Raw genomic sequence first — 15,054 nt, 5'->3', positions numbered from 1 at the left:
TGTGAATGGCTTAAATCAGATTATTTCGAAATACCTATCCAGCTCCCAGTCAGTCACATGACGGCGATATTCACGCTCTTCCCATTCGCGACTGGCCGCGAAGTGCTCAACAAATTCACTGCCAAACAACTCCTTAGCAGCTTCAGAGCTTTTGAAACGCTGGGCTGAATCCCACAGGGTAGCGGGCAACGTTTGCTGGATCTCGGGCGTCAGTGCATAGGCATTGCCCTCAATAGGATCGCTTGGCTGCCATTGCTGCATCACGCCATACAGCCCAGAGCCGAGCGCTGCAGCCAGAGCTAAATAGGGATTGGCATCGGCGGCACCAAGGCGATATTCCACTCGCTGCGATTTACCGTTGCCAGGAATAGCGCGCAGCGCTGTAGTCCGATTCTCAACTCCCCAATTAGCGCCGGTAGGTGCCCAAAAGCCGGGTACCAGGCGACGGTAACTATTTACAGTGGGCGCCAACATAGCCAGAAACTCAGGCATCAGGCGCTGTTGGCCAGCAATAAACTGGCGCATAATTTCGCTGCCCCCTGTGGGTTGGCTTCTATCAAAAAATGCCGATTTACCATTGTCCGCACTGCGCAATGAGAGGTGGATATGGCCACTTTGTCCGGGGTAATCACTGGACCAACGCGACATAAATGTCGCCATTAATCCCATGCGTTGAGCCAGGATTTTCATAAATGTTTTAAACAGGGCGGCCTTGTCCCCTGCAGCCTCTGCTTTATCCACTGCAATTGCGGCTTCAAGAACTCCTGGACCCGTTTCCGTATGCAGTCCTTCCAGCGGGAAATCCATGCGCTCCCCCATATCCAGGATTTCCCCGTACAGTTCGGAATGCACAGAGTTGCGCAATATTGAGTAGCCAAACCAGTCCGGGGTGAAAGGCTTCAGATCGCGAAAGCCCTTTTCGCGCACGGAATGCGGCGTTTCATCGAATAGGAAATATTCATACTCAAGGGCAGCAAAGGGCTCAAAGCCCGCTGCCCGGCAGCGCTCCACCACCCGGCGCAAAGCCGCGCGGGGGCATACTGCCTGGGCCCGCTGATCAAACTCAGCCAGAAACAGCAACATATTCTCTTCAAAGGGAATATCTCGGCAGCTATCTGGAAGTATCCGCACAGGAGCATCCGGATACCCTGTATGCCAACCGGTATAGCGGGCGTTGTCATAGAGCTGGTCTTTTACATCCCAGCCCAGCACCACATCACAAAAAGAGAAGCCCTTATCCAAGGAAGAGAAAAACTTTTCGCGGCTCATATATTTGCCGCGCATGACACCATCGATATCGAAAAGGCCCACTTTGACATGACTGAGGCCGCGCCCTTCGACAATCGCACGGGCCTCCTGAACGGTTTTAACCTCCCTGGCTTTTAGCATTTCCGTCCCTGCCCCGTTGTTGTTATCAATGACTTACAGGATAGACCCGCCAGCCAAATCCTGACGCCCGATATTTCCCCAGGGGCGTGACTTTCAGCTGTGCCGAACTGCATATATAATCCGCGCTCCAAATTTTTCGTTTTACCCAGTTCAGGACCAGCAATGAGCTTCGACAAGATCCCCGCAGGTAAGGACCTGCCCAGCGATATCAACGTTATCATCGAGATCCCTGCCAACTCCGACCCCATCAAATACGAGGTGGACAAGGACTCTGACGCCGTATTTGTGGATCGCTTCGTTGCCACTCCGATGTTCTACCCGGCTAACTACGGCTACGTGCCTCAAACCCTGTCCGAAGACGGCGACCCCCTCGACGTGCTGGTTGTCGCGCCTTACCCGGTAATGGTTGGCTCTGTTATCCGCTCCCGTGTAATCGGCGTTCTGAAAATGACCGACGAATCCGGTGTAGACGCCAAACTGCTGGCGGTACCTCACACCAAGCTGACCAAGCTGTATGATCACGTACAGGAAATTGGCGACCTGCCGGAATTGCTGCTCAAGCAAATCGAGCACTACTTCGAGAATTACAAAGCCCTCGAAGCCGGCAAGTGGGTAAAAGTAGAAGGCTGGGCCGACGCTGAAGAAGCCCGCAAAGAAGTGCTTTCCTCTCGTGAGCGTTACCTGAAGGAAGAAGGCTGAGAGCCACTTCCTTTAGCTAGGCTCTTGGGCACAAAAAAACCGGCTTTATGCCGGTTTTTTTGTGCGTGGAGACTCCCTCAGAGGGAATGATTTATGTTTAGTCCAGATCCCACTTGGGAATATTGACTGGGGCAGCCTCCGCCTCAGCGCGCTCACTCTTATCAAGCAAAAGCCCTTCCGCCGCACGCAGGCTGATATGGTCAGTGGAAACCTCGACCGCAGCCACTTGCTTGCGCTCATGATCTTTGACCAAATTTCCTCCATGGGCGCAAGCGTCCAATTGGGTATCGGGGAACTGTCGGATTCAGGTGTTCCCTCAGGCTGAACAGTCTGTGCCTGTATGGTTTTGGGCTTGGCGGTTGCTATCCCACTCTCATCCTTCAAGGTTACCTGGGCACCGATTTTGGCCAAAGTGGCTTGAAACTGCTCTGCCTGGGCTTGGCTGAGGCCTTTTCGCAAGATCAGTGGACGACCACTGAAAAGTTTCTCCACTGCCTGCGGGGTGCTCTTAAACAGGCGCGCCATATTGGATTTCACATCGTTCGCAGTAAATCCGTCGATCAGGTCACCGCGGAAAACCAAGCTATAGGTGGCTTGCGACATTACTTAATCCCTGTGTTATTCATCCGGGTCCAGAGTCTGGTCCATGGTAAAGGCAGGAGCTCCCTCAATTCGGCCACCAACTTGGCGCGCTGGCACACCAGCTACCGTGGTGTGATCGGGCACATCGTGTAATACCAGGCTGCCAGCAGCAATCTTGACATCATCTCCCACCCGCACAGGCCCTAATACCTTGGCACCGGCACCAATCATCACTCCGTGACCGATTTTTGGGTGGCGATCGCCGGAGCCCCGGCCACTGCCACCAAGGGTCACAGAGTGGAGGATGGATACATTGTCCCCCACTACACAAGTCTCCCCCACAACCAGACCAGTCGCATGATCAATCATAATGCCGCCGCCAAACTTCGCCGCCGGGTGAATATCCACAGAAAACTGCTCCGACACCCGGCTTTGGAAATACAAAGCCAGGGTGAAACGCCCGTGCTTCCAAAGCCAATGGGCAATTCGGTGGGATTGCAGCGCGTGGAAACCTTTGAAATAAAGAAACGGAGTCAGGTATTGATCGCAGGCCGGATCACGATCGTACCAAGCGCAAATATCAGCATGCATCCGACTGGAGATTGAGGGATCACTCTCCAGAGCGGAAGCAATAACTTCCTGCAGTGAAGTGGCAGTCAGCGCATCGTGATCCAACACAGCAGCCAACTGGTCGGCAATTGCATGCTCCAGCGATTTGTGGCGCAGGATAGTATTGTGGAAATAACTCGCCAGGATCGGTTCGCCACTGGCAGCGGCAGCGGCCTCCGCACGCATGGATTTCCAGACATCACGGGGCTCGATCGAGCTGTCGATAATGATTTCCTCGCCGGTCTTTTCCACTTTCCTGTTACTTCCCAATTGTATATGCCAAGGGCTGAAGCCCCGCGAAGCTTGGCAGGAATGGCAGGACCTTTCAAGCGCCGCCCACAGGGGAATCCGGGGGCATAACAAGGCGGCGCCCGCTTCGTTCTCAGAGCGGCATAATCTCCGGATAACAGTGATCCGGGATCCACACAAAGCGCGTATAGATTTCCTCAAGATGCTCACACACGGTATCACACAGGGCCAGGTCACCGCGGCGCAGCTGTTCCTGCAGGCGCTCAATCGTCAATAGATCCTGCAATTCCTTCGCACGCGGTGCATAACTCAGGTGCCAGCGCTCAGGGGCCACCCCCTGATCTGTGGCGAAGGGGCGAAACAAGCCATAGCTCTGCGCGGAGGCAATACGCTCATCCAGCCAGAGATGAAATGGGCCAAAAATGCCATTGTCCGCCACTTCCTGGGGGGTTAGCTGAACATCGTAGCCCTCCGGGAGGGCAGCCGCATCGATCATATCGAAGTCGGTGCCCCAGTGGTGGCGGGAAGCACCTGGCAATGCCGACCAACGCAATATGGCCATGACCAGCTCTCGCGGTGGCAATCCGGAAATTTCCAATGCCACTCCCTCGCTGTCGAGCACCGGCCTGAGTCCCTGTGCCTTGCCGTTCCAGATCGTGCGCTGGCGCTCAAAGCTACGAAAGCCTGAGGCGATCTGGGGATCAAAGCCTGCCTCGCGGGCATCACGTCTCAGGCGCTGGAAGGCCACCAGGGCCTCGGGGTGCAGCAACTGGCCCGAAGTTGGATCGAGGATGACATGCTCATCGGTGAGTCCAAAGAGCATACGTTGTAGCGGAACAGATAACATTTGACTCCTATAAGCGGGCGATTTTTGTAATGCGGTCTAAAGTGAACAAACCCAAGGTGCCTACTCTATCAAAGAGCAATACGGAATAAGCAGGTCAGCCCGGAATTGTAGGAAAAGCAATTGGCGCTGTCACAAAGGTACCGATGGTTAGGTTTACTGATCGACAATTAAATTATGTTAAGTTCAGCCCGCGATCGATGGAGAGATCGTATTAACTGAACGTTAAACCTTGTAGGGAAAACTGAATGCACCCGAGTCAATCAGAGTTACTGAAACTGAAAAACCTGGGCCTGGCCTCTGTAAATATCCTGCACTCTATCGGCATCCGCTCCCATGAAGACCTGCGCCGCATAGGCCCGGTGGAGGCATTTATCAGTATTCGCAATCGCGGCATCAATGCCTCCAGAGTCATGCTCTACGCTCTACAAGGCGCTTTATTGGACGTCCACTGGAACGACCTGGACCCAGACCTGAAGCAAAAGCTGGCCAGCGAGGCTGACCGACTGCTGGCCACTCAAAACTTAGACTAACGCGAACAGCCCAGATTTCTCCCAACGATTTAACGCCCGGATAGCCCCTGCGGGGATGGAAAGGGCGCTCGGCATGGTATTGCATATCGCCCGACTGTCACACAAAACGCCCCGCCCTATCTAAACTTACTCAAAGACGATTAGATGGAGAGAGCCGATGTTACGCATTGGGCTATTCCTGCTGACTAACTTGGCTGTCCTGGTTCTGGTCGGCATTATTTTCAACCTTTTTGGCATAGGAGGTATCCTCCAGGCCAATGGCGTTGACCTGAACCTCGGCGCCTTACTACTTCTCTGTGCACTATTTGGTTTTGGCGGCTCTTTCATCTCGCTACTGCTTTCCAAAACCATTGCACGGATGACCACCCGCACCCAGATTATTACCGAACCCCGCAGTGCCGATGAACAATGGCTGGTAGAGACAGTGCGGGAACTTTCACGCAAAGCCAACATTGGCATGCCAGACGTGGGGATATTCCCCATGCCCCAAGCTAACGCCTTTGCCACAGGCTGGAATCGCAACAACGCCCTGGTTTCTGTCAGTGCCGGACTGTTACAGCGTTTTAGCCGCGAGGAGGCGCGTGCAGTTATCGGACATGAGATTGGACACGTGGCCAATGGGGACATGGTAACCCTGGCTCTGATCCAAGGAGTCGTGAACACTTTTGTCATGTTCTTCGCGCGCCTGGTCGGTTTTTTTGTCGACCGGGTAATCCTGCGCAACGAGCAGGGACTGGGAATCGGCTACTACATCACCTCTATCGTCATGGATATCGTCTTTGGTTTCTTTGCCATGATTATCGTCGCCTGGTTCAGCCGCAGGAGGGAGTACAGGGCAGACCACGCAGGTGCAACACTGGCTAGCCCCAATTCCATGATCGCAGCTCTGCAGAGACTCAAGGTGGAATCCGAGCGGGGCCACGAAGAGCCACTGCCTGGCAATATGAAAGCCTTCGGAATCTTTGGCAACATGGGCGCACTGCTGGCCACACACCCACCTCTGGATGATCGCATCCAGGTTCTGCAGAATTTCCGTAAATGATTTTCACGCAACTGCACAAGCGCTGTTGTTTCGAATTATCCACAGGTGCAGATTTTATTCTGGTAAAAAAAGCCTGTGAATACATTGATCCTGCAGGTACAGGTTTGCATAAACGTCGCTGTCTTTTCGCCCCCGGCTCAGGCGAGGTAAACTTTCCAGCAAATTGACAAAGGAAAGACTGCTATCCATGACAGCGCTAAAAACTCTGCCAATTATTTTTTCCTTAATGCTCCTCTGCCTCACATCTCCCCTGTATGCACAAGTCCAGGACTTCGCTACCGATGATGAGCGCAACACCATGCAGGTGTTCAATTTTGCCAGCCCGTCGGTGGTTTACGTTACCAACGAAGCCCTGGTGCGCGATCGCAGGACCCTGCGACTGCATGCTGTACCCAAAGGTGCCGGTAGTGGTTTTATTTGGGACGAACTGGGGCACGTGGTTACCAATTTCCACGTAATTGAAGGTGCGCGCAAAGTTACCATTACACTACAAGACCGCAGTGAATGGCCTGCCCAGCTGGTGGGCTCAGCTCCAGAGAAAGACCTTGCCGTACTGAAAATTGAAGCGCCTAAAGAGCGATTAAAACCTCTTGTAGCCGGTACTTCCAGCAACCTCTCGGTGGGGCGCAAGGTACTCGCCATCGGCAATCCGTTCGGCTTGGACACCACGCTCACCACTGGGGTGGTGAGCGCTCTGGGGCGTGAAATTGAAGCTGCCAATAATCGCACCATCCGTAATGTAATCCAGACCGATGCTGCCATTAACCCCGGCAATTCCGGCGGCCCACTGCTGGATTCCCTCGGGCGCTTGATCGGCGTCAACACGGCCATTTACAGCCCCAGCGGTACCAGCGTGGGAATTGGGTTTGCCATTCCGGTGGATACAGTCAAGAAAATCGTCCCGGAACTGATTGCCCACGGCCGCCTGGTTCGCCCCATACTCGGCATTGAATCCGCACCGGATCAGTGGAGCAGTCGTTACGGTTTCGAAGGCGTAGCCGTATTGCGCATAGCCCCGGGGCTTCCCGCAGAGAAAGCGGGCTTACAAGGCATTTATCGCACACGCCAGGGAGGGTGGCAGCTGGGGGATGTGATTGTTGAAGTGGAGCAGCAACCCATCCGCAGCTACGACGATCTGCTCAACGCTCTGGAAAAACATCAGGTAGGTGACGAAATTACTTTGGGTATCATGCGCGACGGGACAATACGCTACACCTCGATTACACTCGCGGCGCCGCAATAGAGCAATAATAGATCCCAGAGCCGACTTTATGCAGAAATACTTCCTGTGCCGCTACGATGAATTGAGCGAGGGACAGTCGAAAGGCTTTTCCCTCGGCGATACCGCCGCCGGAACTGACAATGTCTTTGCCGTGATGAAAGAGGGGGAGGTTTATGCCTATAAGAACACCTGTCCACACCGCGGTATCAACCTCGACTGGCAGGAAGACCAGTTTCTCGACCCGGATGGGGCCCTGATCCAATGTGCCTCTCACGGGGCTCTGTTCCTGATTGAATCCGGTGAGTGTATCGCTGGCCCCTGTACCGGCGATGCACTGACACCTGTGCCTGTGGAATACGCCCAGGACGGCCTCTACGCCCTGCTGCCGGAGTAGGGTTTATCTTGCCGGGCCGTTCCTGCCCGGCCATTCATATCAACCCCCTCAGCGAAATGGCAGTTCCTGCGCGAGGACAATTTCACTGGCGCCTAGTTGCGCCTTGTAAGCGAGCACCTGCACACCGGCTGAAACCGCACTGTCGAGGGCGTCAGCATAGGCGGGGTCAATCTCACGCGCGGCCTCAACACTTTCGATACCACTGTGCTGAACACAATAAAAGAGTACTGCACGCACTCCGTCTTCAGCCAATTTCTGCAATTCCCGCAAATGTTTAGCGCCGCGGGCACTCACTGCATCGGGAAAGTAACCGCGCTCCCCATCTGCCAAGGTGACATTCTTAACCTCCACATAGCAGTCCCCCTGATCACCGGACAACAGAAAATCAATACGGCTATTCTCATCCCCGTAACGCACTTCCCGGCGCAGGGACTCGTAGCCTTGGAGTTCGCCAATTACCCCGGAGCGTATTGCCTCCTCCACTAGAGCATTAGAGCGCCCCGTATTTACACCGGCCAGGGCGCCATCGGGGGTGGTGGTGATCTCTAAAGTATGGCGGTACTTGCGTTTGGGATTACCCGAGTCCGAATACCAACAAGCGCCACCCTCAACCCAACAGTTCTTCATGGAGCCGGTATTAGGGCAGTGAATAGTGAAAACCTCCCCTTCTGAGGACTCCACATCTGCGAGAAAACGTTTGTAACGACGCAACAGGGTTGCCTTTTGCAACGAGGGGGTAAACTTCACGGGCTGGCACTCTTGTACATTTCAGCGCCACAAAATAGCAGACAACTATTTGTGGCGCGAATCGCGTAGATTTGATAGCTTCCTCGCTCTCGGTCGCCGGGGTATCGGCGGCGGAAACAAGGATTAGCCTGCCACCGCAAGCTTTTTGACAGGTGAAAAAAGCATCAAACAAAAAGATTCCGGTCTAGGCTAGATTGAATTTGGTGGTATCGCCCCCATTATCGGGGGCCCGTATAGAAAGAGAGGCAACGACTATGCCCAAAACTGCTGCGAGCACCGATTCTCTGCACGGCTTTGAGCCCTACAAGGAGACTAAGGGCGAAGAGTACATGAATGAGAAGCAGCAGGAGCATTTCCGCAACTTGCTGTTAGCCTGGAAGGCCGAACTGATGGCGGAAGTGGACCGCACCGTTTCCCACATGAAAGACGAGGCCGCAAACTTTCCCGATCCCGCCGATCGCGCCAGTCAGGAAGAGGAGTTCAGCCTTGAACTTCGCACCCGCGATCGCGAGCGCAAACTGATCAAGAAGATCGACGCCACCCTGGAGCTGATTGACCAGGATGACTACGGTTTCTGTGAAGCTTGCGGGGTTGATATTGGAATCCGCCGCCTTGAGGCTCGCCCCACCGCAACCCTGTGTGTGGACTGCAAGACTCTGGCTGAAATCAAAGAAAGACAGATTTCAGGCTGATCCATAACTAATAGAAATCCGGTGATCCCTAAGGGGCACCCGGCGCGAAGGGGCGGTCGACGGGACCGCCCCCTGTCATTTTGAAAAGTACTCACCCCTATATTGGTCGATTCGCTCCCTCCCCAAGCGGCCCCCTGCACTTTGGCTCTTTGGTGTGCGCACTTGGCAGCTACCTGGATGCCCAGTCCCATGGAGGCCACTGGTTGCTCCGAATGGAGGATCTCGACCCACCGCGCGAAGAGCCCGGCGCGGCCACCCGCATCCTGAATTCCCTGGAGACCCACGGCCTGCATTGGCACGGTGCCGTGGAATGGCAGAGCAAGCGGCACAGATTGTACGAAGAGACCCTGGCGCAACTGCGTGAACAAGGCCTCCTGTATCCCTGTTACTGCTCACGCAGCCAAATCCGCCAAAATAGCGGGCACGACAACCTTGGTTGCAGAGTCAAACACAGTGGCAGTGGTCCCTCTGCCCTACGCCTGCAATGTGCTGGTGACGAGGAGGTATTCGAGGATATCTGGCGCGGGGAACAACACCAACCGGTACGTGAAGACACGATCCTGAAGCGTCGCGATGGCCTGTACGCCTATCAGCTGGCAGTAGTGGTGGATGATATTGCCCAGGGGGTTACCCAAGTGGTGCGTGGCGCCGACCTTTTAGATACCACTGGCGTACAGATCCGTCTGTTCCACATACTCGGCACAACCCCTCCGGTCTTCGGGCACCTGCCTCTGGTAATGGGCCCAGGGGGAAAACAGAAACTCAGCAAGCAAAACCACGCGCCAGCTATCGATGACAATAAAGCGGCAGATAACCTGTGCGCCGCATTAATTTTTCTCGGTTTCCATGTGCCCGAAACACTGAGACAGGAGAAACCAGAACATATTCTGAAGTGGGCCACAGCCCGTTGGCAACGACACCAAATTGATAAGCGCGACCGGCAATTGCACTGAACTGCTGAGACATTTAACATTTTTGCGCCAGCCGCACCCACCTTTTGGGTAATATACGCATATCCCAATAGCGCCTTGCCCCTAAATCCAAGGTGATCCCGGCCACCATTAATGCCTTTTCCCAAACGGGTTTCCAAGACTGTCTATGAGCAATCGCACCCTGTTAATACTGCTCGTGCTAGTGGGCTATGTGTTTTCACCCACCATTTTTACCTGGATGATCAATCCCGTTGGCGCCTGGTATCGCCCTTTTATTCTCTGGTTCGTTTTGATCCTGTTGGCGATTTTTATCCAATGGAGACGCAAATCGAATGAGCTTTGAAATAGCCCATATCGCCCTGATTGGCGTCGTTTATATTGCCACTCTGTTCTTTGTGGCCTTCGCCACCTCAAAGGGCTGGCTGCCCGCACGCTGGGTACGCCACCCACTCGTTTATGTCCTCTCCCTGGGGGTTTCGCTGTCTGCCTGGACTTTCTACGGTATTGTCGACCTGGCCTGGCAGTATGGTTATGGCGTATTGGCCTACTACCTGGGCACCGGCGCTATGTTCTTATTTGCGCCAGTAGCGCTAGAGCCGCTAGCGCGGCTTGCCCAGCGCTACCAACTGTACTCCCCAGCGGATCTACTGGTTTTTCGCTACCACAGTCGCCAGGTAGGCATTCTCGCCACCCTGTTCATGTTACTGGCACTGTTACCACTGGTAGCTCTGCAGATACAGGCGGTATCTGAAACCCTGGCTCTTTTATCCCGGGATAGTGTTGCCGCGCTCGGTTTGCCAGACAGTGGGGTTTCCAGCAAGAACCTCATTGCTTTCTTCTACTGTGTGCTTTTGGCGGTGTTTACCAGCATGTACGGCGCGACCCGCGAACGGGGCGAGGGCCTGGCCAGTGCTATGGCGCTGGAATCCCTGGTTAAGCTGGTTGCTCTCACTGCGGTAGGTGGCTATGCCGTTTATGGTGTATTCGGCGGTTTCTCGGGGCTCGACCAGTGGCTACTTGAAAACAGCGATATGCAACAGCTGCTTTACACCCCCATTGAACAGGGCTCCTCCCACACCTTACTGTTGGTATTTATCGCCACCGCTGTGGCCATGCCGCACATCTTTTATCTCAGTATCGCTGAACGCCCCACAGGCCAGGCCTTGCGTACCGCCAGCTGGGGCTTCCCGCTGTTCCTGCTACTGATGGCGCTGCCAATCTTTCCGATTATGTGGGCGGGCTTCGCCCTGGATGTGGCAGAACCGGTGCAGTACTTCTCGCTGGCGGTGCCGAGAGCCAGTGGTTCAGCGCTGCTCACCACGCTGGCCTTTATCGGCGGTCTCTCCGCTGCCACCGGCGCGCTCATTATGATTACCCTGGCATTGTCCACCATGGTAATGAATCATTGGCTGCTGCCCGGTACACGCTGGCACTCAGAGGACAATATGTATCGCCAGCTGGTGTGGCTGCGCCGTGCGCTGATTGCCGCGCTGTTTATTGCCGGCTTTGCCTTCTACCTTCTGTTGAACAACCGCCTCTCCCTATCGGACCTGGCATTACTGGCGTTTATCGGGTCATTGCAATTCCTGCCGGGAATATTCGCGGTAATTCACTGGCCACGCGGCAACCGGCGCGGCTTTATCGGGGGACTGCTGGGCGGTATGCTGATTTGGGGCTGCGGCCTGATGTTGCCGTCTATTTTCGACTTAACCGGCATCACTCTGCCCGGTACATCGATTCAGATACCTCTAGGAATGTCGATCTGGACACAGATCACCACTCTATCCCTCAGCATCAACATTCTGCTATTTGTCGGGCTGTCACTCTTTACGCGCACCAGTAACCTGGAGCAATACGCTGCTGATCTTTGTAGTGATGACACTATTGCTCAAGCGTTACGATTAGGTCTCGATGTGGAATCCGCAGCAGATTTCCGTTTGCGTCTTGCGGAGAGTCTCGGTGCCGCCACCGCCAATAAAGAGGTCAAGCGCGCCCTCAACCAGCTCGACCTGCCGGATGATGAGCGTCGACCTTACGCCCTGCGCCAGCTGCGCAACAAGCTTGAGGCCAACCTCTCCGGGCTGCTTGGGCGGGTGCTGGCAGGGCAGATTATCGACCGCCACTTCCCATTCCAGAACAGCGATCAACCGGCTAACAAGGATATCCACTTAATAGAAACGCGCCTGGGGCGCTATAAACACCAGCTCACCGGGCTCGCAGGGGAGCTAAACAACCTGCGCCTCTACCATCGCCAGATGCTGGAAGAGCTGCCCATGGCTGCCTGCTCCCTGGGCCGGGACGGTGAGGTACTGCTTTGGAATTACGCCATGCAGGACCTGACCGGTATTGCAGCCGGCGAGGTAATCGGCTCCAAGCTGGAGTACCTCGCCGAGCCCTGGCGCGGGCTGCTGGCGGAATTTGCCGAATCCTCTGATGCCAGCCGTTTTAAGCAGCAGGTGAGTCTGGATGGCAACAGCCACTGGCTCAATTTACACAAGACGCGCCAGAAGCGCAGTCGCAACGATCGTGTACGCAACGAGCGCGGCGACGGCCAGATGTTATTGCTCGAAGACATTACCGAAACCCAGGTACTGGAACAGGAGCTGATTCACAGCGAGCGTCTGGCTTCGGTAGGGCGCCTCGCTGCCGGAGTCGCCCACGAGGTTGGCAACCCTGTGACCGGCATTGCCTGCCTGGCACAGAACCTCCAGTTTGACTGTGACAACCCAGAAGTACTGGACACCGCCGACCAGATACTTAGTCAAACCCAGCGTATCAGCCGGATAGTGCATTCATTGGTCAACTTCTCCCACAGTGGCAGTCAGGAGAGCGAGCATGCCCCAGTAGACCTCTATGCCTGTGTGCAGGAAGCAGTAAACCTTCTGTCCCTGCAGCGCGATAAAACTGAAGTGCGTTTCGACAATACCGTACCTGAGGACCTGATCGCTCCGGGAGATAACCAGCGCCTGATCCAGGTATTTATCAACCTGCTCAGTAACGCCCGCGATGCCAGCCCCGATGGCGGTCATATTCTGATCGAGGGCTACATCGACAACGGCAGCGCCTGTGTCTCTGTAACTGACAACGGGCCCGGTATCTCAGCCAAGCACCGAGACCGTATACTCGAGCCATTTTTCACTACAAAAGAACCCGGCGAGGGCACCGGCCTCGGCCTGGCGATGGTATACAGCATCGTTGAAGAGCATGGAGGCCAACTGGAGTTAGTGAGTCCCGCCAACCGGGAGACGGGACGTGGCGCCAAGTTTATTGTGCAGCTGCCACTGGCGGGTTGAGGCGTAGATTGCCAAATTGAATATTTTTTGATCAAAAAGCAACCAATTCTCAGTATTTGAGTTGCATAGAAACGGCGCGCAGGTAAAACTAGGCGCTTATTGAGCATTTTGTAACCAGGCGTAACACATGAGCCACATCCTGATCGTCGAAGATGAAGCCATTATTCGAACGGCGCTGCGCAAACTGCTGGAGCGGCATCGCTACAAGGTCAGTGAGGCGGGGTCAGTACGCGAGGCCCTGAGCAAATACCGCGTAAATGAAGTGGACTTGGTGATCTCCGATCTACGCCTGCCCGGTGCCCCAGGCACCGACCTGCTCAAGCATGCTGGCGAAGTTCCGGTGTTGATTATGACCAGCTACGCCAGCCTCAGATCTGCGGTGGATTCCATGCGTATGGGCGCGGCAGACTATATTGCTAAGCCCTTTGATCACGATGAGATGATTGCCACTGTGCGGCGAGTTATCGGCAAGGCTGAGCAGAGCCGCGCACAGGCACCCTCAGAGAAAGATAATACCGGCACGATTGCCGGGATGATCGGTAGCAGCCAGGTGATGCGAGAGCTTTACAGCCGTATCCACAAGGTCGCGCCAACAGACGCCACTGTGCTGGTACATGGTGAAACCGGTACCGGTAAGGAACTGGTGGCCCGCGCCATTCATGAGGAGAGCCGCCGGGCAGGCAAGCCGCTGATATCTGTTAACTGTGCAGCCATTCCCGAAACGTTGATCGAGTCAGAGCTATTTGGTTACGAAAAAGGCGCTTTTACCGGCGCCCAAAGTGCCCGTGAGGGGCTTGTTGCTGCCGCTGATGGAGGCACTCTGTTTCTCGATGAAATTGGCGAGCTTCCCCTGGAAGCCCAGGCTCGCCTTCTTCGGGTGATCCAGGAAGGGGAAGTACGCCCTATCGGCTCTATCGAGTCACGTAAGGTCAATGTGCGACTGGTAACAGCAACCCACCGCAACCTCCGTCAACTAGCGGCAGAGCGCAAGTTCCGTGAAGACCTTTACTACCGTATCAATGTCGTACAAATGACCCTGGCACCTCTGAGAGAGCGTGGACGAGACGTGCTTGCACTGGCAGAGCACCTACTGGAAAGGTTTTGCACCAAAATAGAGCGCTCCCTGCTCCGCTTATCTCCAGAGGCCATCCAGGCTGTTACGACCTACACATGGCCCGGTAACGTACGCGAGTTGGAAAACGCTATTCAGCGCGCTGTGATCCTCACCGATCGCGACAGTCGGGAGATTAACCACAAGACACTGGATATCGACCTGGACCTGGTGCCTGTGGAAGAGACTGGTGAGATTCCTCGCCCCAGAAGCCTGCACACAGACCCCCGTGAGGACTTGTCACTGGAAGATTACTTCGCCCGCTTCGTGATCGAGCATCAAGACACTATGAGTGAAACTGAGCTGGCCAAAAAGCTGGGGGTCAGCCGCAAATGCCTGTGGGAGCGCCGTCAAAAACTGGGCATCCCCCGCAAGAAAACCCGCCGTAGCGCAGTTGCAGAGGCCTGATGCCCTCTTTCGGGGCTTAGGCCCTCACCGCGGCCCCCAGGTACCCCCCTCTAAATACTCCCCCTCTACTGTGGGTATACCGCACGCTGTCCCTTTGTGCTCCTCAACTACCACATCGGTAACAAAAGAAGTGTTACCCAAGACGCCCTGCAAGTAACAATTGCCGCACTTTACGTAACGCAATGGACTTAAAAAAAGTTCCGTCAAATTTCGTAAAGATTGTAACTTATTGATTTATATCAATTTTTAAAAGTTGGCACACTAAGTGCTTTACCCTTAGTACAAAATTTGAAAACGGCCAACAATAA

The 15,054-nt window shown here is 54.8% G+C and carries 15 protein-coding genes; 10 read left to right on the top strand and 5 right to left on the bottom strand.

Going from position 1 to position 15,054, the window contains the following annotated elements; all coding sequences use genetic code 11:
* Positions 1-15: 15 nt before the first annotated feature.
* Positions 16-1,389, bottom strand: a complete 1,374-nt coding sequence (locus tag P3339_RS04380; RefSeq protein ID WP_020412431.1) for a glutamine synthetase family protein — start codon at positions 1,387-1,389, stop codon at positions 16-18.
* Positions 1,390-1,551: 162 nt separating this feature from the next.
* Between P3339_RS04380 and ppa the strand changes: the two genes are divergently transcribed.
* Positions 1,552-2,088 carry an inorganic diphosphatase gene (ppa, locus tag P3339_RS04375; RefSeq protein ID WP_020412430.1) on the top strand — a complete coding sequence of 179 codons (537 nt, stop codon included), beginning with the start codon at positions 1,552-1,554 and terminating at the stop codon, positions 2,086-2,088.
* A gap of 97 nt (positions 2,089-2,185) precedes the next feature.
* Here ppa and P3339_RS04370 read toward each other — a convergent pair whose 3' ends face one another.
* From P3339_RS04370 to P3339_RS04360, 3 genes are all read right to left on the bottom strand, one after another.
* Positions 2,186-2,341 carry a hypothetical protein gene (locus tag P3339_RS04370; RefSeq protein WP_282952531.1) on the bottom strand — a complete coding sequence of 52 codons (156 nt, stop codon included), beginning with the start codon at positions 2,339-2,341 and terminating at the stop codon, positions 2,186-2,188.
* A 365-nt stretch (positions 2,342-2,706) separates the two neighbouring features.
* Positions 2,707-3,531, bottom strand: coding sequence for a serine O-acetyltransferase (gene cysE / locus P3339_RS04365; protein ID WP_020412428.1), 825 nt, complete (start codon positions 3,529-3,531; stop codon positions 2,707-2,709).
* Positions 3,532-3,661: 130 nt separating this feature from the next.
* Positions 3,662-4,375, bottom strand: coding sequence for a M15 family metallopeptidase (locus P3339_RS04360; protein WP_282952530.1), 714 nt, complete (start codon positions 4,373-4,375; stop codon positions 3,662-3,664).
* Positions 4,376-4,620: 245 nt separating this feature from the next.
* Between P3339_RS04360 and P3339_RS04355 the strand changes: the two genes are divergently transcribed.
* From P3339_RS04355 to P3339_RS04340, 4 genes are all read left to right on the top strand, one after another.
* A complete protein-coding gene (locus P3339_RS04355) occupies positions 4,621-4,905 on the top strand; it encodes a TfoX/Sxy family protein (protein ID WP_020412426.1) in 285 nt (94 codons plus the stop codon).
* Between the two features lie 157 nt (positions 4,906-5,062).
* Complete coding sequence (gene htpX / locus P3339_RS04350) at positions 5,063-5,947, top strand: protease HtpX (RefSeq protein ID WP_020412425.1); 885 nt, start codon at positions 5,063-5,065, stop codon at positions 5,945-5,947.
* A gap of 187 nt (positions 5,948-6,134) precedes the next feature.
* Positions 6,135-7,190: a S1C family serine protease gene (locus tag P3339_RS04345; RefSeq protein WP_020412424.1), complete on the top strand. Its 1,056-nt coding sequence runs from the start codon at positions 6,135-6,137 to the stop codon at positions 7,188-7,190.
* Positions 7,191-7,218: 28 nt separating this feature from the next.
* On the top strand, positions 7,219-7,563 hold the full coding sequence (locus tag P3339_RS04340; protein ID WP_020412423.1) for a Rieske (2Fe-2S) protein: 345 nt from the start codon (positions 7,219-7,221) through the stop codon (positions 7,561-7,563).
* A 48-nt stretch (positions 7,564-7,611) separates the two neighbouring features.
* On the opposite strand, the gene sfsA is transcribed toward P3339_RS04340, so the two are convergent.
* Positions 7,612-8,310: a DNA/RNA nuclease SfsA gene (sfsA, locus tag P3339_RS04335; protein ID WP_020412422.1), complete on the bottom strand. Its 699-nt coding sequence runs from the start codon at positions 8,308-8,310 to the stop codon at positions 7,612-7,614.
* A gap of 254 nt (positions 8,311-8,564) precedes the next feature.
* Here sfsA and dksA point away from each other — a divergent pair, with 254 nt between their 5' ends.
* The 5 genes from dksA (at position 8,565) to P3339_RS04310 (ending at position 14,746) form a co-directional block, all read left to right on the top strand.
* On the top strand, positions 8,565-9,002 hold the full coding sequence (gene dksA / locus P3339_RS04330) for an RNA polymerase-binding protein DksA (RefSeq protein ID WP_020412421.1): 438 nt from the start codon (positions 8,565-8,567) through the stop codon (positions 9,000-9,002).
* An 80-nt stretch (positions 9,003-9,082) separates the two neighbouring features.
* On the top strand, positions 9,083-9,955 hold the full coding sequence (gene gluQRS, locus P3339_RS04325; protein ID WP_282952529.1) for a tRNA glutamyl-Q(34) synthetase GluQRS: 873 nt from the start codon (positions 9,083-9,085) through the stop codon (positions 9,953-9,955).
* Between the two features lie 145 nt (positions 9,956-10,100).
* Complete coding sequence (locus P3339_RS04320) at positions 10,101-10,277, top strand: hypothetical protein (RefSeq protein WP_169337099.1); 177 nt, start codon at positions 10,101-10,103, stop codon at positions 10,275-10,277.
* Entirely contained in the window at positions 10,267-13,227 is a 2,961-nt protein-coding gene (locus P3339_RS04315) for an ATP-binding protein (RefSeq protein WP_020412418.1), read from the top strand. The genes P3339_RS04320 and P3339_RS04315 overlap by 11 nt, the downstream gene beginning before the upstream one ends.
* 127 nt (positions 13,228-13,354) lie before the next feature.
* Positions 13,355-14,746, top strand: coding sequence for a sigma-54-dependent transcriptional regulator (locus P3339_RS04310; RefSeq protein ID WP_020412417.1), 1,392 nt, complete (start codon positions 13,355-13,357; stop codon positions 14,744-14,746).
* The last annotated feature ends 308 nt before the right edge of the window (positions 14,747-15,054 follow it).

The sequence above is a fragment of the Microbulbifer sp. MLAF003 genome (genome assembly GCF_030012965.1).
GTDB classification, from domain to species: domain Bacteria; phylum Pseudomonadota; class Gammaproteobacteria; order Pseudomonadales; family Cellvibrionaceae; genus Microbulbifer; species Microbulbifer variabilis.
The sequence above is the reverse complement of the archived record's forward strand: the minus strand, read 5'-3'. Positions and strand labels throughout refer to the sequence as shown.